18 protein-coding genes and 1 pseudogene are annotated in these 22,273 nt (G+C 68.4%); 14 read left to right on the forward strand and 5 right to left on the reverse strand.

Going from position 1 to position 22,273, the window contains the following annotated elements; genetic code table 11:
- Nucleotides 1-9: 9 nt before the first annotated feature.
- Genes GXW78_RS01160 through GXW78_RS01170 form a run of 3 tightly spaced genes read left to right on the forward strand, consistent with a single transcriptional unit; the run spans nt 10 to nt 5,290 of the window.
- The gene (locus tag GXW78_RS01160; RefSeq protein WP_211865307.1) at nt 10-3,168 is read left to right on the forward strand and encodes an efflux RND transporter permease subunit; all 3,159 of its coding nucleotides are present in this window, start codon (nt 10-12) and stop codon (nt 3,166-3,168) included.
- A gap of 2 nt (nt 3,169-3,170) precedes the next feature.
- Nucleotides 3,171-4,655 carry an efflux transporter outer membrane subunit gene (locus GXW78_RS01165; protein WP_211865308.1) on the forward strand — a complete coding sequence of 495 codons (1,485 nt, stop codon included), beginning with the start codon at nt 3,171-3,173 and terminating at the stop codon, nt 4,653-4,655.
- On the forward strand, nt 4,652-5,290 hold the full coding sequence (locus GXW78_RS01170) for a TetR/AcrR family transcriptional regulator (protein WP_211865309.1): 639 nt from the start codon (nt 4,652-4,654) through the stop codon (nt 5,288-5,290). The genes GXW78_RS01165 and GXW78_RS01170 overlap by 4 nt, the downstream gene beginning before the upstream one ends.
- A gap of 1 nt (nt 5,291) precedes the next feature.
- On the opposite strand, the gene GXW78_RS01175 is transcribed toward GXW78_RS01170, so the two are convergent.
- On the reverse strand, nt 5,292-5,810 hold the full coding sequence (locus tag GXW78_RS01175; protein WP_211865310.1) for a hypothetical protein: 519 nt from the start codon (nt 5,808-5,810) through the stop codon (nt 5,292-5,294).
- A 208-nt stretch (nt 5,811-6,018) separates the two neighbouring features.
- Between GXW78_RS01175 and GXW78_RS01180 the strand changes: the two genes are divergently transcribed.
- Nucleotides 6,019-6,801: a M15 family metallopeptidase gene (locus tag GXW78_RS01180; protein WP_211865311.1), complete on the forward strand. Its 783-nt coding sequence runs from the start codon at nt 6,019-6,021 to the stop codon at nt 6,799-6,801.
- Between the two features lie 6 nt (nt 6,802-6,807).
- On the opposite strand, the gene GXW78_RS01185 is transcribed toward GXW78_RS01180, so the two are convergent.
- The 3 genes from GXW78_RS01185 to GXW78_RS01195 all read right to left on the reverse strand — a co-directional run bounded on the left by GXW78_RS01185 (nt 6,808) and on the right by GXW78_RS01195 (nt 10,948).
- Nucleotides 6,808-7,644 (reverse strand): DUF2272 domain-containing protein, encoded by an 837-nt coding sequence (locus GXW78_RS01185; RefSeq protein WP_246521736.1) that lies wholly within the window; start codon nt 7,642-7,644, stop codon nt 6,808-6,810.
- A 65-nt stretch (nt 7,645-7,709) separates the two neighbouring features.
- Nucleotides 7,710-8,612, reverse strand: coding sequence for a LysR substrate-binding domain-containing protein (locus tag GXW78_RS01190; RefSeq protein WP_211865312.1), 903 nt, complete (start codon nt 8,610-8,612; stop codon nt 7,710-7,712).
- 2 nt (nt 8,613-8,614) lie between these two features.
- Nucleotides 8,615-10,948 carry a xanthine dehydrogenase family protein molybdopterin-binding subunit gene (locus GXW78_RS01195; RefSeq protein ID WP_338147656.1) on the reverse strand — a complete coding sequence of 778 codons (2,334 nt, stop codon included), beginning with the start codon at nt 10,946-10,948 and terminating at the stop codon, nt 8,615-8,617.
- Between the two features lie 93 nt (nt 10,949-11,041).
- On the opposite strand from GXW78_RS01195, the pseudogene GXW78_RS28565 reads away from it, so the two are divergent.
- The 6 genes and pseudogenes from GXW78_RS28565 to GXW78_RS01220 all read left to right on the forward strand — a co-directional run.
- Nucleotides 11,042-11,152 (forward strand): annotated as a pseudogene (locus GXW78_RS28565) (FAD-dependent oxidoreductase); the annotation flags it as partial.
- Between the two features lie 31 nt (nt 11,153-11,183).
- Nucleotides 11,184-11,357: a hypothetical protein gene (locus tag GXW78_RS27720; RefSeq protein ID WP_246521737.1), complete on the forward strand. Its 174-nt coding sequence runs from the start codon at nt 11,184-11,186 to the stop codon at nt 11,355-11,357.
- A 71-nt stretch (nt 11,358-11,428) separates the two neighbouring features.
- On the forward strand, nt 11,429-12,820 hold the full coding sequence (locus GXW78_RS01205; protein WP_211865316.1) for an amidase: 1,392 nt from the start codon (nt 11,429-11,431) through the stop codon (nt 12,818-12,820).
- 23 nt (nt 12,821-12,843) lie between these two features.
- On the forward strand, nt 12,844-13,608 hold the full coding sequence (locus GXW78_RS01210; RefSeq protein WP_211865318.1) for a citryl-CoA lyase: 765 nt from the start codon (nt 12,844-12,846) through the stop codon (nt 13,606-13,608).
- A gap of 38 nt (nt 13,609-13,646) precedes the next feature.
- A complete protein-coding gene (locus GXW78_RS01215) occupies nt 13,647-15,371 on the forward strand; it encodes a hydantoinase B/oxoprolinase family protein (RefSeq protein ID WP_211865320.1) in 1,725 nt (574 codons plus the stop codon).
- A 5-nt stretch (nt 15,372-15,376) separates the two neighbouring features.
- Nucleotides 15,377-17,476, forward strand: a complete 2,100-nt coding sequence (locus GXW78_RS01220) for a hydantoinase/oxoprolinase family protein (RefSeq protein ID WP_211865322.1) — start codon at nt 15,377-15,379, stop codon at nt 17,474-17,476.
- A gap of 115 nt (nt 17,477-17,591) precedes the next feature.
- On the opposite strand, the gene GXW78_RS01225 is transcribed toward GXW78_RS01220, so the two are convergent.
- A complete protein-coding gene (locus GXW78_RS01225; protein ID WP_211865324.1) occupies nt 17,592-18,563 on the reverse strand; it encodes a Bug family tripartite tricarboxylate transporter substrate binding protein in 972 nt (323 codons plus the stop codon).
- A 119-nt stretch (nt 18,564-18,682) separates the two neighbouring features.
- On the opposite strand from GXW78_RS01225, the gene phnC reads away from it, so the two are divergent.
- The 4 genes from phnC to phnE (GXW78_RS01245) are packed head-to-tail and all read left to right on the forward strand — an operon-like array spanning nt 18,683 to nt 22,252.
- Entirely contained in the window at nt 18,683-19,480 is a 798-nt protein-coding gene (gene phnC, locus GXW78_RS01230; RefSeq protein ID WP_211865326.1) for a phosphonate ABC transporter ATP-binding protein, read from the forward strand.
- 23 nt (nt 19,481-19,503) lie between these two features.
- Nucleotides 19,504-20,514 carry a phosphate/phosphite/phosphonate ABC transporter substrate-binding protein gene (gene phnD / locus GXW78_RS01235; protein ID WP_211865328.1) on the forward strand — a complete coding sequence of 337 codons (1,011 nt, stop codon included), beginning with the start codon at nt 19,504-19,506 and terminating at the stop codon, nt 20,512-20,514.
- The gene (phnE, locus tag GXW78_RS01240; protein WP_211865330.1) at nt 20,511-21,413 is read left to right on the forward strand and encodes a phosphonate ABC transporter, permease protein PhnE; all 903 of its coding nucleotides are present in this window, start codon (nt 20,511-20,513) and stop codon (nt 21,411-21,413) included. Before phnD ends, phnE (GXW78_RS01240) begins: the two co-directional genes overlap by 4 nt.
- Nucleotides 21,410-22,252: a phosphonate ABC transporter, permease protein PhnE gene (gene phnE, locus GXW78_RS01245; RefSeq protein ID WP_211865332.1), complete on the forward strand. Its 843-nt coding sequence runs from the start codon at nt 21,410-21,412 to the stop codon at nt 22,250-22,252. Before phnE (GXW78_RS01240) ends, phnE (GXW78_RS01245) begins: the two co-directional genes overlap by 4 nt.
- Nucleotides 22,253-22,273 lie beyond the last annotated feature (21 nt).

Here is a 22,273-nt window from a genome sequence, read left to right on the forward strand (position 1 = left end):
CATCCTCCCATGGCCCGTTTCTTCATCGACCGCCCGGTCTTCGCCTGGGTGATCGCGATCGCGATCATGATGGCCGGCGTGATCTCGCTGCGCTCCCTGCCGGTCGCGCAATATCCCTCCATCGCGCCGCCAGCCATCTCGATCCAGGTGAGCTACCCGGGCGCTTCGGCGGAAACGGTGCAGTCCACCGTCGTGCAGGTGATCGAGCAGCAGCTTAGCGGCATCGACAACCTGCTGTACTTCTCCTCGAACGCGGCCAAGGATGGCAGCGCGACCATCACCCTGACCTTCGCGCAGGGCACCAACCCTGACACCGCGCAGGTGCAGGTGCAGAACAAGGTGCAGCTTGCCGTGCCGCGCCTGCCGCTGACCGTCCAGCAGCAGGGCATCCGCGTCCAGAAGGCCACCAACAACTTCCTGCTGGTGGTGGGCTTCGTCTCCACCGACGGGCGGATGACCAATTCCGATATCTCGGACTTCGTCGTCACCAACGTGCAGGATCCGGTCAGCCGTACGCCGGGCGTCGGCGACTACCAGGTGTTCGGCTCGCAGTACGCGATGCGCATCTGGCTGGATCCGGCGAAGCTCGTCACTTACCAGCTTACCCCGGGCGACGTCGCCAACGCGATCCGCGCGCAGAATGTGCAGATTGCGAGCGGCGAGATGGGCGCGCTGCCCTCGGTGCAGGGCCAGCAGCTCAACGCCACTGTCATCGGCCCGTCCTACCTGACGACGCCGGAGGCCTTCGGCGCCATCCTGTTGCGCGTGCAGCAGGATGGGTCGCAGGTCCGGCTGCGCGATGTCGCGCGGGTCGAGATCGGCAACGAGAACTACGCCTTCAGCACGCTGTACAACGGCCAGCCGGCCGCGGGCATCGGCATCCGGCTCGCCTCGGGCGCCAACGCGCTCGACGCGGCCAACGCGGTGCGCGCCACCATCGACAATGTCCGTCCGTTGCTGCCCCCGGGGCTCGAGGTGGTCTATCCCTACGACACGACGCCCTTCGTGCGCCTGTCGATTGAAAGCGTGGTGCACACTCTGATCGAGGCGATCGTCCTCGTCTTCTTCGTCATGCTGCTGTTCCTGCAGAACCTCCGCGCAACGCTGATCCCGACGATCGCCGTGCCGGTGGTCCTGCTGGGCACCTTTGCGGTGCTGCAGGCGGCGGGATTCACGATCAACACGCTGACGATGTTCGGTTTGGTGCTGGCGATCGGCCTGCTGGTCGACGACGCCATCGTCGTCGTCGAGAACGTCGAGCGCGTGATGGCCGAGGAGCACCTCTCGCCCCTCGAAGCCACGCGCAAGTCGATGGACCAGATCACCGGTGCGCTCATCGGCATCGGCATGGTCCTGTCCGCCGTGTTCCTGCCCATGGCGTTCTTCGGCGGATCGACGGGCGTCATCTACCGGCAGTTCTCGATCACCATTGCCACGGCCATGGCGCTGTCGGTCTTCACGGCGATCTTCTTCACCCCGGCGCTCTGCGCGACGCTGCTGAAGCCGCACAAGCCGGATCAGGGCAAGAAGGGCTTCGCCGGCTGGTTCAACCGGAACTTCGACCGCCTGAACAACCGCTACACTGGCTTCGTGAAGGGCAGCCTCCGTCGCCCAGTGCGAATGTTGCTCATCTACGGACTGCTGCTCGGCGCCCTCGTCACCGGCTTCCTTCGCCTGCCGGGCGGCTTCCTGCCGGATGAGGATCAGGGCATCGCCTTCGTCCAGGTGATCGCCCCGCCGGGCGCGACCTCCGACCGCACCCAGCGCGCACTTGAGGAGGTCCGCAACTATCTGCTGCAGGAGGAAGGCGAGACCGTTGCCTCGGTCTTCACCATCAATGGCTTCAACTTCAGCGGCCGTGGCCAGAATGCCGGCATGGCTTTCGTGCGCCTGCGCGACTGGTCCGAGCGGCCCGATGCCGCGCATCGCGTGCAGGCGCTGACCGGGCGCATCATGGCCCGCTTTGCCGGCTACCGCGACGCCATGATCTTCGGCTTTGCGCCGCCCGCCATCACCGAGCTTGGCAATGCGACAGGCTTCACCTTCCAGCTGCTCGACCAGGGCGGGCGCGGCCATGCGGCGCTGATGGCGGCGCGCGACCAGTTGCTCGGTCTTGCCGCGCAGAGCCCCATCCTGGCGGCGGTGCGCCCGAATGGGCTGAACGATGAGGCGCAGTTCCGCCTGATCGTCGACTGGGAACGCGCGAGTGCCCTCGGCCTGTCGGTGAGCGACATCAACACGACCCTCGCCACCGCCTGGGGCGCGACCTACGTCAACGACTTCATGGACCGCGGCCGTGTGAAGCGCGTCTATCTGCAGGGCCAGGCGGATTCACGCATGCTGCCCGGCGACCTGGACCGTTGGTTCGTGCGCAACGCGCAAGGTCAGATGGTGCCGTTCTCCGCCTTCGGGCGCACGGAATGGATCCATGGTTCGCCGCGCCTCGAACGCTTCAACGGTATCGCTTCCCGCGAGATCGCCGGCGCGCCCGCGCCCGGCCACACGACGGGTGAAGCAATGGCGGAGATGGAACGGCTGGTGGCCCAGCTGCCGCCCGGCTTCGGCCATACCTGGTCGGGCCTGTCCTACGAGGAACGGCAGGCCTCCGGCCAGGCGGGCGCGCTCTACATGATCTCGCTGCTCGTGGTCTTCCTCTGCCTTGCGGCGCTGTACGAGAGCTGGTCGATCCCGGCATCGGTGATGATGGTGGTACCGCTCGGCGTCCTCGGCGCGGTCGCGGCATCCATCGCGCGCGGCCTGTCGAACGACGTGTATTTCCAGGTGGGCCTGCTGACGACGATCGGCCTGTCTGCCAAGAACGCGATCCTGATCGTCGAGTTCGCCAAGGAGAACTTCGACCGAGGGATGGAACTCGTCGACGCGGCGGCGGACGCGGCGCGTCAGCGTCTGCGCCCGATCATCATGACGTCGCTGGCCTTCGGGCTCGGCGTCGTGCCGCTGGCCATCGCGAGCGGTGCCGGCGCGGGCGGCCAGAACGCTATCGGCATCGGCGTGCTGGGCGGCGTCGCGGCCGGCACGGTGCTGGCCATCACCTTTGTCCCGCTGTTCTTCCTGGTGGTGCTGCGCCTGTTCCGTACGCGGCGCAGGCCGCCCGCCTCCCACAACCCGGCCCCGGCCTCGGTCCACCAGCCGCAGGCGGGAGAGTGACCATGACGCGATTACCCGCCCTTTCGTTCGCCGCGCTTTTGCTCGCCGGGTGCAGCCTGATCCCCGACCGACCCTCGACCGACCCGACGGTGCAGGCCGCCTGGCCGGAGGGCCCGGCCTATCGCGCCACCGCTGCGCCGCAGTCGGCGCCGATCGACGCAACGCTGGAAGCAGACGCCATCGGCTGGCGTGACGTCTTCACTGACCAGCGCCTGCAGCGCGCCATCGAGACGGCGATTGCGAACAACCGCGATCTGCGCATTGCGGTTCTGAACGTCTCGCTGGCCGAGGCCCAGTATCGCGTTCAGCATGGCGAGCTTTTTCCGAATGTCGGGGCCAGCGCCGATCTCAGCGCCTCGCGCTCGCCGCTCGGCGTCGTCGGCTCCGGCGCGCCCGCCAACGGCACGGCCGGCGTGACGCGTCGGATCTGGGGCGCCGGCGTCGGCATCAGCACTTATGAGATCGACCTTTTCGGCCGGGTGCAAAGCCTTAGCGAGGCGGCGTTCCAGCGCTATCTTGGTTATGCCGAGACGCGACGGGCGGCGCAGATCAGCCTGATCGGACAGGTCGCCGAGGCATGGCTTGCCATCGCCGCGGACCAGGAGGCGATCGACCTCACCCGCCGGACGCTGGCGAACCAGCAGGAAGCCTTCGCCATCACCCGCGCCGCCTATCAGGGCGGCACGGCGACTGAGCTCGCGCTGCGCCAGGCGCAGACCTCGGTCGAGACGGCGCGTGCCAGCCTCGAACGCTATACGCGGTTCAAGGCGCAGAACGAGAATGGGCTGGCGTTGCTGCTCGGCCGGCCAGTGCCGCAGGACATGCTGCCGAGTTCATTGTCCGATCTTGGACGCCCGGTGTCGGATGTGCCGGCGGGCGTCTCCTCTGCCATCCTGCTCCGCCGGCCGGACGTGCTGGCGGCCGAGCGCAACCTGGTTGCCGCCAATGCGGAGATCGGCGCAGCGCGTGCCGCGTTCTTTCCGAGCATCACGCTGACGGCAAGCGCCGGCACGGCGAGCGCCAGCCTGTCCAACCTGTTCGGCGCCGGCAGTGGCACCTGGAGTTTTGCTCCCCAGATCAACCTGCCAATCTTTACCGGCGGTACGCTGCAGGGCAGCCTGGATGCGGCGAAGATCCGAACCGACATCCAGGTCGCGACCTATGAGCGGGCGGTGCAGACGGCCTTTCGGGAGGTGGCCGATTCGCTCGCCGCCCGCGGGACCTTCGACCGTCAGATCGCGGCGCAGCGCGCCCTGGTCGGCGCCTATCAGGGCGCCTATGGCGTCGCCCTGACACGCTTCCGCAGCGGGCTGGACAACTATCAGGCCGCGCTCGATGCCCAGCGCCAGCTCTTCACCGCGCAGCAGGAACTGATCGCCCAGGAATTGCTTCGCCAGCAGAACCGCGTTTCGCTGTATCGTGCCCTCGGGGGCGGTTGGCAGGAACGGAGCGGTCAGATGGCGCAGACGCGTCCGGCGGCACCATGAGCATCGCGACAGAGGCGCCGCCGCGGCGCCGCCTCGGCGAGGCGGATCGCCTGCGCCTGCTGCGCGAGGCAGCCGAGGACGTCTTCCTGCGTGACGGTTATGCTGCCGCCCGGATGGACGATGTTGCCGCACTGGCCGGCATGTCGAAGCGCACGCTGTATCAGCACTTCCCATCGAAGGCAGAGCTGTTCGGGGCAGTCATGAAGGACTGCTTCGGTCCTGTCGCAATCGATCCCGCGCTGGAAAGCGAACCGGAACTCGCGGCGGCGCTGTGCGGGATGCTGGTCGCGCTGACGCACCACATCTTCGAACCGCGGCAGGTCGCGATCCTCCGCCTGGTCATCGGCGAAGTGAAGCGATCACCGGAACTCGCGGACGCCTTCAACCGTGCCGTGCTCGATAAGGGGGCGAATGCGTTGGAACGCCGCTTGGCCGCCGAGGTCGCGAAAGGCCGACTTTCTCTCACCGATCCGGTCGAAGGCGCGCACATGCTGTTCGGCATGGCAATCGGCGCGGCCCACATGTTCTTGCTGCTCGGCCTGCAAGGGCCGCCAACCGAGGCGGAGATGCATCGGTTGACGCGCGATGCGGTCGACGTGTTCCTGCGCGGGGCGCTGCGGTCGGCCGACGGCTAGGCTATCCGCAGGCGGCGCAGGTCATGAGGCCGCGCTGCTCGCGCGCCGACTCCACGACGTAGCCGCAACGCAAACAGTTCATGCCGTCATCGGCGGTGTCAAACGGGTCGGCGACGCGCCGCACTGCTGCGGGCCGGCCGCGCTTCCGGGCCATGGGGGCGGGGCGCGGCGGCTCGGGAGGCGAGGGCTCGGGTTCCACCGGCGCGGGTTCCCACATCGGCATGATATGCGCGACCGGTTCGGCCGGCCCGGTTTGGATCGGCTCGGCCGGCAACGGCAAAGGCGGCGTGGCCGACCGGGCCGGGAAGCCGTGTTCCCAGGTTTCCGAGTGGCTGCCGTATCCTGGCCGGCGAACGGGAGCGCGTCCCGGCGGGGCGTCGCCTGCGCGCACATGCACCACCTCGACGACCCGTCGGCCGGCCGAGCCGTCCTTGCGTGGAATGGTCAGCAATTCACGCCTGTCGCCCGACGAAGGCTTCGTTGGGCCGAGGCGCGAAAACACGTAGTCCTTGTCTGACATTGGCTCTCATGCATTGCGCAGCATCGCGGGGCGATGCGCGGCGTATCGGGAAAGCGGGTCTTGAGCGAAGTTGGTGCGGGCGTAGGCCGCAACAATCCGAACGTCGAGTATTGGCAGGCGGTTGCCAGTAAATTCAGCGTCAGGTCAATAGAGCGCGCAACGATAACCCCGCCGCGCTGGCCCGCAGCCGCCGAAGGGAGAAGGCAGGATGCATCTCGATCGGCGTCTGCTGCTGAGCGGCCTTGCGGCGCTCGCCGCTTGCCGAACCGGTGACGCTTACGGGCCCGAAGCAAGCACGGCGGGCCGGGCGCTCACGCGGTTGGTGTCGAGCTACCCCGACCACCTCGTGAGGGTTGAGAGCGATTCGCTCGTCTGGGCCGACGGCACGCGCATGCCGACGGGTGAGGGACAAGCCGCACGTCCCTTCGAGGTGATGCTGCGTGACGCTACGATCGCGGACCAGCTCCGTCAGACCTATGAGCCCGGGCCGGTTTGGCGACAACCGCCGCCGCGTGATCACAGCCCCGGCAGGCTGCGCCACACCCCGTTTTTCTTGAAGATGTATGGGGAATGCCGGGAGGGCCCATCGCGGCGGCGGCAGGTGCAATGGATGCCGCGCACCAGGCCGCAGATGCTGCCCGTTACGACGGTCAACGATGTCGCCGGTCGGCTCGACCGAGTGATCGACCGGCTGGAGGATCTGCCCGACCGGCTGAAGGCCTGGCTCGTGCCCTCGGCTGGCACCTCCAATTGTCGGGTCGTCGCCGATACCGGGCTGCCCAGCATGCATGCCTTCGGCGCGGCCATCGATATCGCCGTGCAGCACTCCGACTATTGGGCGTGGGCGCGTTCGCGCGGCGAACCGGTCTATCGCAACCGCATCCCGCCGGAGATCGTCGAGATCTTCGAGGCGGAGCGATTCATCTGGGGTGGCAAATGGTACCACTACGACACGATGCACTTCGAATACCGGCCGGAGCTCTTCGCCTAGTCAGGATTACGGTGTGCTGGGCAGGTTCGCGCGGTCGGCGAGGATCAGCATGAACTGAGGCCGGCCGGATGGCGCCTGCAGAACGCGGCCGGTCTGGTCGCTCGGGAAGCGGCGCCGGGCCACCAGGCCACGGACATTGCCGCCGATGGCATCGATGGTGCCGCGCGCGGTGCTGACCACCACATCGCAATGCATGGGCCGCGGCCGCCCGCGATCCGCCAGCCGCTCCGACCAATGCACCAGCGGTTCGTAGGAACGGTCGGCGCAGATCAGGTCGCCCGGCGATGGCGCATACTCCTCGGGTGCGCGCGGCAGGAAGCGGGCACCGTTCGGCTCCGCGAAGGACCTTGCGATCATCGCGTCGACGTACCGCGCATGGCGGGAGGAGGAGGGCAGGTCGCTCTCCGGCAGGGCCGCCAGCCGCGCGATGGCGGAGATGAAGGCCGCCGACCAGGCCGGGTTCGCGTAGAAGCTCATATCGTCGATTGCGGCGACCGCGGGGCGGGCACCGTCCATGCCGTCGCCCTCCTCCGTCTCCGTGCCGATCCGCTGCTCCATGGCAATGATGCCGACGCGCAGATCGGCATGCCTCTGTGCGATCCGCCAGCCGCCGGGCAGCGAGGACCAATACTCGTTCAGGCGGCTTAGGCGATCGGGCGTCGCGGCGCTGTCGGCCGGCGGTTCGTCGGGCCAGCCGACGATGACGACCCGACCCCAGGCCTGCCATTCCATGATGGCGGCACGCGCCAAAGGGGAGGCGGGCAGGACCTCGGTCGTCGGCAGGCGCGATCCGGCGCAGGCCGACAGGCCCAAGGCGAGCAGGACAAGTCTGAGGGAAAGCATCGCCGACCACTAATACTTGCCGCCACCGGTCCTGCACAGTCTCGACGACGTGACATTGTGGGGAGTCAGGCGGGCTTCGCGGCGGCCAGCGCCAGTTCGACCAGGGTGCCCAGCAGAGGCCCGCCGCCGCGCTTGCGGTACGCCAAGAAGATGCCGGACATCGCGGCGGGGCTTGCGATCGGCAGCACGCGCAGTTCCGGCAGGCTCAGCCGGCAGAGCGAACGCGGCAGGATCGAGATGCCGAGGCCGGTGCCGATGAGTGCGAGGATCGAGCCATTCTGGTTCGCCTCCTGCTCGATGCGTGGCTCGAACCCTGCGGTCGCGCAAAGGGCGGCGACATGCTCGTGCATCCCGCTGTCGGAACGCGGCGAAAAATGGATGAATGGCTCCTGCGCCAGTTCTTCCAGCGGCACTGGCGGCTCGTGCGTAGCCAGCCGGTGGTCCTGATGGACCACGAGCATCATCGGCTCGCGCATCACCTCGGTCAGGGCGAAGCCAGGCGGCACCTCCGGCGGCGTGGCGTAGCGCAGGAAGGCGATCTCCAACGTGCCGCCAGCCATGTCCCGTACCGCCGCATAGACAGCGCGTTCCCGCAGTTCCAGCCGCGCGCGCGGATGCTTGCGCCGGAAGGCGAGGATTGCGGATGCGACGGGTTCCGCCAACAGCGCCGAGGGGTACAGCCCGACGGTCAGCTCACCGATCTCCCCGCGATGCGCGCGCGCCGCCGTCTGTCGCGCGCGGTCGGCCTGGTCGAGCGTCGCCCGCGCCTCGGCCAGGAACAGCCGGCCGGCCGCGGTGAGTTCGACGCTGCGGCTGGTGCGGTCGAGCAACCGGACCTGGAGATCCTCCTCCAGGGCGCGGATCTGCTGGCTCAGCGGCGGCTGCGAAATGCCGAGCCGATCCGCCGCGCGGCTGAAGTGCAGTTCCTCGGCCAGGACGACGAAATAGCGGAGGTGACGCAGTTCCATGTTCAGCGGACCGCGGCGGCGTCCCGCATCGCCTGCCATAGCCGGCCCGGGGTAGCAGGCATGTCGATCGTCTCAATGCCGAGTGGCGCCAGCGCGTCCAGCACGGCGTTCATCACCGTCTGCGGCGCGCCGATGCAGCCGGCCTGGCCAGATCCCTTCACGCCTAGCCGGTTCGACGCGGTCGGCACCTCGATGCACGTCACCTCCAGTGGCGGGAGGTCCTCTGCCCGCGGCAGGCAGTAGTCCATCAGCGAGGCGGTCAGGATCTGACCGGAGTCCTGATCATAGGCGATCTCCTCGAACAGCGCTTGGCCGATGCCCTGGGCGAGGCCGCCCTGCACCTGGCCGATGGTCAGCATCGGATTGACCAGCCGCCCGTAGTCGTCGATCGCGACATAGCGTTCCAGGCTGAGCTTCCCCGTTTCACGGTCAATCTCTACCTCCGCCACTTGGCAGCCGTTGGGAAACGTGACGAGGTCGAGGTCGCTGTCCACCTCGGCATCGAGCGGCGCGCCGGCTTCACGCGCCGCCCGCGCCAGTTCGAGCAACCCGATGCCGCTGCCCGACGGATCGCCCTCGACGCTGAAGCGACCCCCGGCGAAGTGCAGCGAGGCTTCCGGGGATTGCAGGAGCTGCGCCGCCAAGCCACGGCCCTTCACCAGCACGACGTCGATCGCGCGTACCAGGGCTTCCCCGCCCATGTGCAGGGACCGCGCGCCGCCATGGCCGTGGCCCCGCGTCACATGGCGCGTATCGGCCTGCACCAGGCGAAAGGTATCGACGGGCAGGCCGAGCAGGTCGGCGGCGACCTGCGGAAAACTCGTCTCGTGTCCCTGGCCGTTGGATTGAGTGCCAATGGCAAGCGCGACGCGCTCATCCGCCTCGAAACGCACCGCCGCCCATTCACCGGGCGCGCCGCGCGATGTCTCGAGGAAGCAAGCGACGCCGAGGCCGCGCAGCATGCCCCGCGCGCGCGAAGCCTCGCGCCGGGCGGCGAAGCCGGCGACGTTCGCGGCAGCGAGGGCGCGGTCGAGATTGGCATGAAACTCGCCGACGTCGATCGTCATTCCCATCGCCGTCTTGTGCGGGAAGTCGGCGATCAGGTTCCGCCGGCGCAGCTCCGTCGCACTATGGCCGGTGCGATGCGCGGCGAGGTCGATCAGTCGCTCGATGATGTAGTTCGCCTCGGGCTTGCCGGCCCCGCGATAGGCGTCGATCGGCACCGTGTTAGTGAAGGCACCACGTACATCCATGTGGACGGCGGGAATGGCGTAAAGCCCACCCATCGCCGTCCCCGGCGCGTTCGTTGAACTGCCCGGGCCGCTGCTCGACAGGTAGGCGCCGAGATTGGCAATCGTCTCGACTTGAAGACCGAGGAAGCGGCCTTCAGCGTCCAACCCGAGCCGTGCGCGTGTGCGATTGTCGCGGCCCTGGGCGGTGCTGAGGAAGTCCTCCGTCCGGTCGGAGACCCAGCGCACGGGCCGGCCGAGGCGGCGCGCTGCAAGCAGCAACAGGACATATTCAGGGAACAGGAAATTCTTGGCACCGAAGCCGCCGCCGACATCCGGCGCCACCACCTGCATTCTTTCGCGCGGCACGCGGAAGACCGTGTCGGCGAGCTGGTCGCGGATGCCATGCACGGCCTGGCCACTCACTTCCAGCAAGTAATCGCCGGTCGCCGCGTCGAAGCTGCCGATCGCCGTGCGCGGCTCCATTGGTGCGGCAGTGACGCGGTTGTTGACGAGGTCCAGCTCGACGATGGTGGTTGCCGCGGCGAAGGCTGCTTCGACCGCCGCGGCGTCGCCCTTCCGGAAGCGGAAGCAGAGATTGCCCGCTGCCTCCGGCCATAGCTGCGGCGCCCCCTGCGCCAGAGCCGCCTCGCCGTCCGTTACCGCAGGCAGAGGGTCATACTCGACCAGGATCGCCTCTGCCGCGTCGCGCGCCTGCGCGGGCGTTTCGGCGATGACGAAGGCGACCGCATCGCCGACATGCCGGACGAGGCCGTCGGCCAGGGCCGGGCGGACGGGAATGATCAGGGGTTCGACCGTCGCGACCTTGGCGATGCAGGGCAGGGGGCCGATGCCGTCGGCCCGCAGTTCCGCAGTGGTGAGAACGGCGCGGACCCCGGGCATGACTGCCGCGGCAGCGGTGTCGATGGACAGGATGCGCGCATGGGCGTGCGGGGACCGCAGCGCGGCGCCATGCAGGGCGCCGGGCGTTGCGATGTCGTCCACGAAGCGGCCGGTGCCGCGCAGGAAGCGGTCATCTTCGATGCGCCGGCGCGACGTGCCGCGTTCCATGCCGTGTTCCCCCATCGTGCCCTCCAGCTGGAACACGCAGCTTCGCATGCCGCGCGCGGGTGCGCGAGGAAGACAAGGCGTGGAAACTGCCGCACAGTCCGCATGGAACCTTAGCCGGGGCGTAGCTGCATGCGGCGCATCGTCATCATCGGCGGCGGCATCATGGGGTCCGCCATCGCCTATTCCCTCGCCCGCGCGGGGGCAGTTGCCGAGGTGACGGTGGTCGAACCCGACCCGACCTACGATCGACTGGATCGACACGGTGCCGAACATGATTCTCTGGGCTGGCTTCTCGGGGCACGGGCTGCAGCACGCGCCGGCGGTCGGCCGCGCGGTGAAGGAGATGATCGTCGATGGCGGCTTCCGTTCCATCGACCTGTCCCGCTTTTCCTGGCGCAGGATGGTGGAGGGTAAGCCGATTCCGGATGACGGCCCGAAGGCGTAACGGCACCCCGGCTGGACGCGCGGCGCGTAGCGGGCATGAATGTCCGCGTTCCTGAAGGAGACGCGCCAGCCATGACCGCCTATTCGCCCAGCACCTTCCGCGGGCTCACCTTCCACGACGCCACGCCGCGATTCGCCGATGGCTCGGACACGCCGCGCGCCTATCTGGAACGCTGCCTGGAGACGATTGCCGCGCGCGAGCCGACCGTCCGCGCCTGGGTGGTGATGAACCAGCAGGGCGCGCGCGAGGCGGCCGATGCCAGCACCGCACGGTGGAAGGCGGGGAAGCCGCTCTCGGCCATCGACGGCATGCCGGTGGGCATCAAGGACCTGCTCGAGACGCGCGACATGCCGACGCAGATGGGCTGCGTGGGGTATCGCGGGAATTTCCCGAAGCGGGACAATGCGGCCGTCTGGGCGCTACGCCAGGCCGGCACGGTGGTGCTCGGCAAGACCGTGACGACCGAGCTCGGCGGCGCGCATCCCGGCCCGACGACCAACCCCTTCGATTCCGGGCGCACGCCGGGCGGATCTTCGTCGGGTTCTGCGGCCGCTGTCGGGGCATGCATGGTGCCGGCGGCGATCGGCTCGCAGGTCGGCGGGTCGATCATCCGCCCCGCCAGCTATTGCGGAAACTACGCGCTGAAGCCGACGCAGGGCGGCATCAACCGCGGTGAGCGGCAGGCGACCAGCATGAGCACCCATGGCCCGCATGCCGGCTCCATCGAGGATATGTGGCTGGTCGCCATCGAGATCGCGAAGCGGGCGGGGGGCGATCCGGGCCGGCTGGGCCTGTTCGGCCCGGATGCGCCGCCGGCGGCGCGCCGCCCGGCGACCGTCGCGGTGATGGAGGCCGAGGGCTGGCGCCTGCTGGACGATGCCAGCCGCGCGGCCTTCGAGGCGATCGTGGACGCCTTGCGCGCGCAGGGCGTGACGGTGCTGCGCCGCGCCGACCATCCGGCCATCGAGCGCTTCGAACAGGCGATCCAGGGCGTGCAGGCACTGACCAACGTCATCACCGGCTGGGAGAACCACTGGAACTTCCGCAACCTGGTCGCGCAGGACCCGAACAACATCAGCGATCGGGCCAAGTCGGTCCTCGCCGGGGCCGAGAAGCAGAGCATCGAGGATTATCGCGCCGCCATCCTGAAGCGTGAGGAAATGCGCCGCGCGCATGAGGCGATCGGGCCGGTGGTCGATGCGCTGATCGCGCCGGCCTCGCCCGGCCCCGCGCCGGTATGGACGGGCGACGTGCCGGGCCAGCCGCAGATCAAGCGGCCGACCGGCGATGCCGTCTACAACACGCCGAGTTCGGCGCTTGGCGCGCCCGTGGTGACGGTGCCGCTGATGTCGGTTGGCGGGATGCCGATGGGCGTGCAGGTGATGGGCCAGTCCCACACCGATGCGGCAATGACCGCGATCGCGCGGTGGATGGCGGAATCCGTTCCGCCCGTCGCAGCCTGAAGCGGCCAGGGGAGGAAACGAGAATGGACAACAACACCACTTACCTCTGCACTACCGACGAGACCTCCATCACCATCCGCGGCAAGGATCTGGTGACGGAGCTCGTCGGGCATCTGACTTATACGGAGATGGTGTTCTTCCTGCTGCGGAACCGGGTTCCCACCCCGGCCGAGACGCGGGCGCTCGACGCCTGCCTGGTGATCCTGATGGAGCACGGGCTGACGCTGAACACGCTGACGGCGCGCTTCGTCGCCAGCGCCGTGCCCGACCAGATCCAGGTGGCGATGGGTGCGAGCCTGATGACGATCGGCGACACCTTCATGGGCACGATGGAAGGCTGCGCGCGCATCCTCCAGGCCGGGGTGAAGGCCGGCGGCGATCCGCGCGCCTATTGCGCCGAGGTGGCCGCGAAGCACCGCGCCGAGAAGAAGGCGGTGCCCGGCTTCGGCCACCGCTTCCACAAGCCGGACGATCCGCGGTCGGCCCGGCTGTTCGAGGTCGCCGAACAGGCCGGCGCGGCCGGCCCGCACATCGCCATGCTGCGCATCCTGGCGGAGGAGGTTGACCGCGCCGCCGGCAAGCACATCACCATCAATGCGACCGGGGCGATCGGCGCCGCCTTCTCCGACATCGGCTTCGGTCCTGAGGTGATGCGCGGCCTCGCCGTCGTGTCCCGCAGCGGCGGGCTGGTCGCGCATATTGCCGAGGAGCGTCAGAGTGGATCGGCCCGGCTGATCGAGAAGCTGGCCAAGCAGAACGTCCAGTACCGCGACCCGCCGAAGGTCTGATCAATTCGTCCAGCATATTAATATCGTCGGAAATCATATTGGCCGGTCGCTTCGGGCCAGCCCACACTTCCGTCATCGCCCTGACGCATGACCGGATGGATGTGATGCCCGAAGCGCCGCCAGCTTCCGCGCTGGACCCAATTACCCTCGAAATCTACTGGAACCGCCTGATCTCGGCGGCGGACGAGGCGGCCACCGGGCTGCTCCGCACCGCCTTCTCCACCATCGTGCGCGAGTCGAACGACTTCGCCACGGTGCTGATGGACCGGGATGGCAACAGCGTGTCGGAGAACACGGGCGGCCTCGCCTCCTTCTCCTGCATCCTGCCCAAGACGACGAAGGACTTCCTGAAGCGTTATCCGGCCGAGACCTGGAAGCCGGGCGACGTGGTCGTGACCAACGACCCGTGGCTTGCGACCGGCCACCTTCCGGACTTCACCGTCACCACGGGCATCTTCCATCGCGGCAAGCTGGTGGGCTTCTCGGGCTCGATCTCGCATTCGCCGGATGTCGGGGGGTCGCTGTGGTCGGCTGACTGCCGCGAGATCTTCGAGGAAGGCATCCGCATCCCGCCGTCGCGCCTGCTGCGCGAAGGGAAGTGGAACGAGCAGTTGCTCGACATCCTGCTCGGCAATGTCCGCGTGCCGCGCCAGGTGCTGGGCGATCTGCAGGCGCAGGTTGTCGCGGCCGAGGTCGGCGCGCGCCGCGTCGCGGAATTTCTGGAAGACACCGGCCTGCCCGATTTGCAGGAATTGTCGGGCGCGCTGAGCGAGCGCGCAGACCGCGCGCTGCGCCGCGCCATCGCCGCCGTGCCGGATGGTTCCTGGTCCTCCGTCATCACTGCCGACGGCTTCGACGACAAGCACACGCGCATCGCCTGCACCGTCACGGTGAAGGGCGAGACGATGCATATCGACTATGCCGGCACCTCGCCGCAGATCGATCGCGGCATCAACTGCGTGATGAACTACACGCACGCTTACTCGGTCTATCCGGTGAAGTGCGCGCTCGATCCCTTCACGCCGCGCAATGAGGGCTCGTACCAGGCCGTCACGGTCTCGGCGCCGGAGCGGTCGATCCTGAACCCCGTCTATCCCGCGCCGGTCAGCGCGCGGCAGCTCACGGGCCACCTGCTGGCAGGCGCGATCTACCAGGCGCTGGCGCAGGTCATCCCGGACAAGGTGATCGCCGATTGCGGTGGCGCGCCGACCATGCGCGCGCTGTTCAGCGGCACCAAGGCGGATGGCGACAGCTTCTCCCAGGTGCTGTTCGCCTCCGGCGGCATGGGCGCCTGCCCGCACAAGGACGGCATGTCGGCGACGGCCTTCCCGACCAATGTCGGCGCGGGCTCCATCGAGGCCTATGAATCCGTCGCGCCGATCATCGTGCGCAAGAAGCGCCTGCGCGTGGATTCCGGCGGCGCCGGCACCTTCCGCGGTGGTCTGGGCCAGGAGATCGAACTGGAGCTCGACAGCGAACAGGCCGCGCGCCTGTCGCTGCTGTCCGACCGCCACAAGAACCCGGCGGGCGGCATCCTCGGCGGCCTGCATGGTGCGCCCTCGGTTATCGAGTTCGGCGACGGCACCAAGCCGCATCCGAAGTCGCGCACCTCGATCGACCCGAAGCAGTCGGTGCTGCTGCTTTATGCCGGCGGCGGCGGGTATGGCGACCCGAAGAAGCGCGCCCCTGAATCGGTGAAGGAAGACCTTCGCCACGGCTACATCTCGGCCGAGGCGGCCAAGACCATCTACGGCGTGGAGTGACGCGCATGACCACCACTTCCACCGCCCGCGTCGGGGTCGATGTCGGCGGCACCTTCACCGACCTGGTGCTGCACGACCCGGTGCGCAACATCGTCCGTACCGGCAAGCTGCTGACCACGCCGGACGATCCCTCCGAGGCCATCCTGAACGGCATCGCGCGCATCCTGCGCGAGGCCGACCTGAAGCCCGAGGACCTGCACAGCGTCATCCACGGCACGACGCTGGTGACCAACACCATCATCGAGCGGACGGGCGCGACGGTCGGCCTGCTCTGCACCGATGGTTTCCGCGACAGCATCGAGATCGGGCGCGAAACGCGCTACGACCTGTACGACTTGTTCCTGGAAACCCCAGCGATCCTGGTGCCACGCGCGCTGCGCCTGGAAATCCCCGAGCGCATCGCCAATGACGGCCGCGTGCTGAAGCCGCTCGACGAAGCGGCCGTGGCGACGGCTGCAAAGCAACTGGTGGAAGGCGAGGGCGCCGAGGCGATCGCGGTCGGCTTCCTGCATTCCTACCACGCGCCGCAGCATGAAAAGCGCGCGGGCGAGATCATCCGCAGCCTGTATCCGAAGGTGCCGGTTTCGCTCTCGGCCGAGGTGGCGCCGGAAATCCGCGAGTTCGAACGCACCTCGACCGCCTGCGCCAACGCCTATGTGCAGCCGCTGATGGCGCGGTATCTCGATCGCGTGCAGTCCTCGCTGGAGGCCACCGGCTTCCGTGGCAATCTCTATATCATGCTGTCGGGTGGCGGCATCACCACCGTCCGCGAGGCGAAGGACTTCCCGATCCGCCTGATCGAATCCGGCCCGGCGGCCGGCGCGATGGCGGCGGCCTTCATCTCGCGCCTCGCGGGGCTCGAGCATGTCGTGTCCTACGACATGGGCGGCACCACCGCGAAGATGTGCCTGGTCGATCACTTCGAGCCGAACCACAAGTTCGACTTCGAGGCCGGCCGCGTGCGCCGCTTCCAGAAGGGGTCTGGCCTGCCGCTGAAGGTCTCGGTGGTGGACATGATCGAGATCGGCGCGGGCGGCGGGTCGCTCGCGCGCATCGATCCGGGCTCGGGGCTGATGAAGGTCGGGCCGCGCAGCGCCGGCGCGAAGCCGGGGCCGGTCTGCTACGGCCGCGGCGGCGTCGAACCCGCCGTGACCGATGCGGACCTCGTGCTTGGCCGTCTCGACCCCGCCTACTTCCTCGGCGGCGAGATGGCGCTGAACCTCGACCCGGTGCGCAAGGCCTTCGAGACGCGCATCTCGGCCGAGACCGGCATCGGCGTCGATGAGGCGGCCCTCGGCGTGCAGCGCATCGTCGACGAGACGATGGCGTCCGCGACGCGCATGCATCTGGCCGAGAAGGGCAAGGATCCGCGCCGCTACACCATGATCGCCTTCGGTGGTGCGGGCCCGGTGCATGCCTGGAACCTCGCGCGGCTGCTGAAGATCAAGACGCTGGTGGTACCGCTGGGTGCGGGCGTGGCCTCGGCGCTCGGCTTCCTCGTCGCACCACCGGCGACGGACATGGTGCGGTCCTACGTTGCGCGGCTGGAGCGCATCGACTGGGCGCGGGTGAACGGCTTGTTCGCCGAGATGAAGGCGATCGGCACGCAATTGCTGACCGAGGCGGGTGCGAAGGCTGACGCCATCACCTTCCGCCCGGTCGCCGAGATGCGCCATGTCGGCCAGGGCTTCGAGATCCCGGTCGCGCTGCCGAGCCTGGAACTCTCGGACGCCGATGTCCCGGCGATCCGCAGCACCTTCTTCGAAACCTATCGCGACCGCTTCGAGCGCGTGGTCGAGGAAAGCCCGATCGAGGCGCTGTCCTGGCGCCTGTCCTGCTCCGCGCCGGGCTGGACGATCGACCTCGCTGGTGCGGTGCCGAAAGGCGATGCGCCCGCCCAGCCGACGCCGCGCACCACGCGCCGCGTGTTGTTCGAGGGCGCTGGGTGGCTCGAATGCCCGGTCTATGACCGCTATGCGCTGCGTTCCGGCGCGACGCTGAGCGGCCCGGCGCTGATCGAGGAGCGTGAATCCACCTGCGTCGTCGGGCCGGACAGCACGATCGCGGTCGATAACTTCCTCAACCTGGTTATCGAGCTGCCCTGACGGGAACAGCGCCGGCCATCACGTCTTCGACTCTGATGGCCGGCACGCCCGCGTCGCCCGGGCCGGGAGCTCGGATTTGCCTGAACGACCCCCGACCAGACAGTTATCGGGCCGCTCATTCGGCCCGGATATTCTGCTCGCGGATCAGGCGGCCCCACATCTCAGTCTCCTCTGCCAACATGCGGCGCAGGGCCTCGGCGTCACCGCTGACCAGGGCCACGCCCTGCGCAGCCATGCGGGTGGTCAGGTCCGGATCGGTGGTCGCTTCCCGTAGTGCCGCGCCGGCGCGCGCGACGATCGGCGCCGGCAGCCCGGCCGGGCCGAACAGTCCCTGCCAGAACACGCCGTCGAAGCCCGGCAGCACATCGGCGATCGGTGGCAGGTCCGGCACGGCTGCAGCGCGATCCTTCGACGAAATGGCGATCCCACGCGTAGCACCGGCCTGCACCGCGGGCAGGGCTTCCTGCACTGCGTTGAACATGCCCTGGATGCGGTTCTCGCGCAGGTCCAGCAACGCGGCGGGCCCGCCGCGATAGGGAACATGCACTACGTCGATGCCGGCGCGGGCGCGGAACAGTTCCAGGCACAGATGGTTCACCGCGCCGGTGCCGGACGACCCGAAATTCAGCTTCCCCGGATTGGCCTTGGCATAGGCAATCAACTCCGCCGTTGAGCGTACCGGCAGCGACGGATGCACATGGAGCACGAAGGCGGTGCGGAATACCGTGCCGATCGGCGTCAGCGCCGTCTGCGGATCACGCGGGGTCAGCGTCGGCTGTAGTGCCGGGTTGATGGCGAGCGTCGAGGTGCCCATCAGCAGCGTGTAGCCATCGGGTCGCGCCTGCGCTGCCGCGGTGTTGGCGACCGCCGTTGCCGCTCCCGGCCGATTCTCCAGCACCAGGGTCTGGCCGAGCGCCCGCCCCATACGCTCGGTCACCGCCCGCGCCGCGAAATCCGTGACGCCGCCGGGCGGATACCCGAGCAGAACGGCGACTGCGCGGCTCGGCCACCCCTCCTGCGCGGCGACGGAGCGCGGCACGGCGGGCAGGGCGATGGATGCGGCGATCAGAGCGCGGCGGCTGGTCATGGAGGTCCTCCGTATGTTTGGACGCAGCCTGCCGCTTCGCAACAGCTCTGTCACTCTGACGTCATCGGGTGGTCACCTCGCGCTGCTACGCCGCGCCGCATCGGGGATGCTGTGGGACGATGCTGGAAATCGAGGGCCTGACGCGCCGCTTTGGCGCGAAGACAGCTGTGGACGGCGTCAGCCTGCGCATCCCTGCCGGGCAGATGGTCGGCGTGATTGGCCGTTCCGGGGCCGGCAAGTCGACGATGCTGCGCATGCTGAACCGGCTGACTGATCCGTCCGAAGGGCGCATCCGGTTCGACGGCACCGACATCACTGCGCTGAAGGCGAAGGCGCTGCGGGACTGGCGCATGCGCTGCGCGATGATCTTCCAGCAGTTCAACCTTGTGCAGCGGCTCGATGTACTGACCAACGTGCTGGTCGGGCGGCTGAACCGGCGGCCACTGATCTCATCCTTGCTTCGGATGTTCACCGCTGAGGAGCGAGCCATGGCGCTCGCAGCCCTGGATCGCTTCGACCTCGCCGAGGCGGCGCTGCAGCGCGCGGAAACGCTCTCGGGCGGCCAGCAGCAGCGCGTCGCGATCGCCCGCGCCATGCTGCAGGAGCCGCGCATCATCCTGGCGGATGAACCGATCGCGAGTCTCGATCCGCGCAATTCGCGCATCGTCATGGATGCGCTGCGCGGCGTGAACCGGGATGGGATTACCGTCCTGGTCAACCTGCATGACCTCGCAACCGCCCGCGAGTACTGCGATCGCATCGTGGCGCTGAACGCCGGGCGCCTCGTCTTCGACGGCGCGCCCATCGACCTCACCGCGCAACGAATCCGCGAGATCTACGGCGTGAGCGAGGAGGAGTTCGCCGAGCAGGCCGCCGCGGCCGTCGGCGCTACGCCGCGCCAGCCCGTCACCGCCTGACACTGCTTCATAGGAGAAGCGCCATGATCACCCGTCGTACTCTTGCCGGCCTGACCGCCGGCGCGCTGATCGCGCCTGGCATCGCCGCCGCGCAGCAACAGCAGGCGCAGCCGACGATGCGTCGCACGCTCGACGCCAATACGACGATGCCGACTGCCGGCCGCCGCCCGTGGGTGGACCAGGTCCCGCAGCTGCGCGTCGGCCTGCTCGGCGGCGAGAACGAGGCTGATCGCCTTGGTCGCTTCGGCGCCTATCGTGAACTGCTCGAGACGACCTTCGGCGTGCCGACGCGCCTGTTCCCGGCGAGCGACTACGCCGGCGTGCTGCAGGCATTCTCGGCGGGCCAGATCGAGATGTCGAGCATGGGCTCCTCCGGCTATGCCGGCGCTTGGCTCGACACGAACGGCGGTGTGCAGCCGCTGGTGGTGCCCGAGGAGAATGACGGCTCTATCGCCTATGTCGCCGTGCTGGTCGTCCGCGCGGATAGCGGCATCACCAATCTGGAGCAGATGCGCGGCAAGTCGCTCGCCTGGGCCGATCCGAACTCGACCTCCGGCTACCTGATTCCGCGGTTCGCGCTGCGCCGCTCGGGCATCGGCGTGGAGAGCGGCCAGTACTTCTCGCGCACCGGCTTCGCCGGGGGGCATGAGCAGGGCGTCGTCGCGGTGCTGCAGCGCCAGTACGACGGTGCGGTGACCTGGGCCTCGGGCCAGGGTGACGTCGCGCAGGGCTACAGCCGCGGCAATCTGCGCGCCATGGTGGAGAAGGGCATGCTGAACATGGCCGATCTCCGGATCGTTTGGACCTCAGACCCGATCCCGAACGGCCCGCTCGTTGTTCGCAGCGCGCTGCCGGACGCGTTCAAGGAAGACATGACGCGCTTTCACCTGGCGCTGCCCAAGTCGCATCCCGAGATCTACCAGCAGATCGAGCGCGGCGGCGGCATGGGCTATCGCGAAGTCACGCACGAGACTTTCGCGATGATCGTCGACCTGCGGCGCGAGGAAGCCGCCGCCCGTCGCCGGCGTTCGTGAGCGCCTCCTACGCTACCGGCCTCCCCGCGGTGATCCGCGGGGAGGAAGCCTATCAGACCGCCCACCGGGAGAAGCGCCGCCAGGCGCTGCTCGGTGCGGCGATCCTGTTCCTCTGTCTGCTTGTCGCCGGCTGGGTCAGCGAGGCGTACCCCGCCACGCTCTGGGCCGGGCTGCCGCGTATCGGCGAGTATTTCGGTCGAATCCTTCCCGACCTGCGCTGGGCGACGCTGTTCTCGGACGCGGAGACGGAGGGCTCGATCGCCTTCTGGATGTACCGCCTGCCCGAGTGGTCGCTGCTGATCCTCGAGACGGCCAACATGGCCGCGCTGGCGACGCTGATGGGCTCAGTGGCCGCGCTGCTGCTGGCCTTTCCCGCGGCGCGGAACATCGCGCCCTCGTCGCTCACCTACCAGTTGGCGCGGCGCTCGCTCGAGGCGCTCCGCACCGTGCCCGAGATCGTCTACGCGCTGATCTTCGTCTGGGCCTTCGGTGTCGGGCCGCTTGCCGGCATTCTGGCCATCGCGCTGCATTCCGCCGGCGCCAATGGCAAGTTGTTCGCCGAGGCCATCGAGAACGCCGACCTAAAGGCGTGGGAAGGTGTGCAAAGCACCGGGGGGTCGTGGTTCCACGCCTGTCGCTTCGCTGTGCTGCCGCAGGTGTTGCCGAACATCATCTCCTACCTGCTGCTGCGCTTTGAGGTGAACATCCGCTCCGCGAGCGTTATCGGTTTCGTAGGCGCCGGCGGCATCGGCGAGGAACTCTACAAGGTGATCTCCTTCAACTATTATGAGGAGATCAGCGCCATCGTGCTGCTGATCATCCTGACCGTGTCCTGCGTGGACCTGCTGTCGGAGCGCCTGCGCCACGCGGCCATCGGGCGACTGGAGACGACGCGATGAGCCCGGATGTCGCGTTGTGGCGGGACCGCGTGCCTGCGGCCTTCGGTGCGACGAGGGGGCGGCGGGTCCTTCGTGCGGTCGGCTGGTCCCTGTTCCTCGCTTGGCTGGCCGGTGCCCTTTGGGGGTTCGGCTTCACGCCGCAGCGGCTGTGGAACGGGCTGTCGGGCCTTGGCACCATCGTTGTGCTGATGATCCCGCCTTCGCCCGGCGAGCTGTGGGTGGACATCCTCAAGGGCATGGCGGAATCGGTCGCCATGGCCTTCCTCGGCACCTTCATGGCGGCAATCGTCGCGGTGCCGCTGGGCTTCCTCGGCGCGCGTAACATCGTCACCAGCGTGCTGTTCCGCTTTTCGCTGCGCCGCGTGCTGGATGGCTTCCGCGGCGTTGACCAACTCATCTGGGCGCTGGCCTATGTGCGCGCGGTGGGGCTTGGGCCTTTGGCGGGCGTGCTCGCCATCTTCACGGCGGATATCGCGGTGCTGGCGAAGCTCTATGCCGAAGCCATCGAGAATGCCGAGAAGAGGCAGGCCGAGGGGATCGTCGCCGCCGGCGGCGGACGCCTGGCGGCCATCCGCTTTGGAGTGCTGCCCCAGGTGGCGCCGGTGATGCTTGCCCAGGCGCTGTACTTCTTTGAGAGCAACACGCGCTCGGCGACGATCCTCGGCGTCGTCGGCGCCGGCGGCATCGGCCTGCAGATCGCCGAGCGCATCCGTGTGCGCCATTGGGACGAGGTCGCCTTCATCATCCTTCTGATGATCGTGACGGTGGCTGCGATCGACTGGATCTCCGGGCGCATCCGGCGGCGACTGATTGGCGGTGTCCTTCGCGTCGAGGCTTGATCGGGCTGACGGAAAAGCCGC

The organism is Neoroseomonas terrae (assembly GCF_018129025.1).
Lineage (GTDB): Bacteria > Pseudomonadota > Alphaproteobacteria > Acetobacterales > Acetobacteraceae > Neoroseomonas > Neoroseomonas terrae.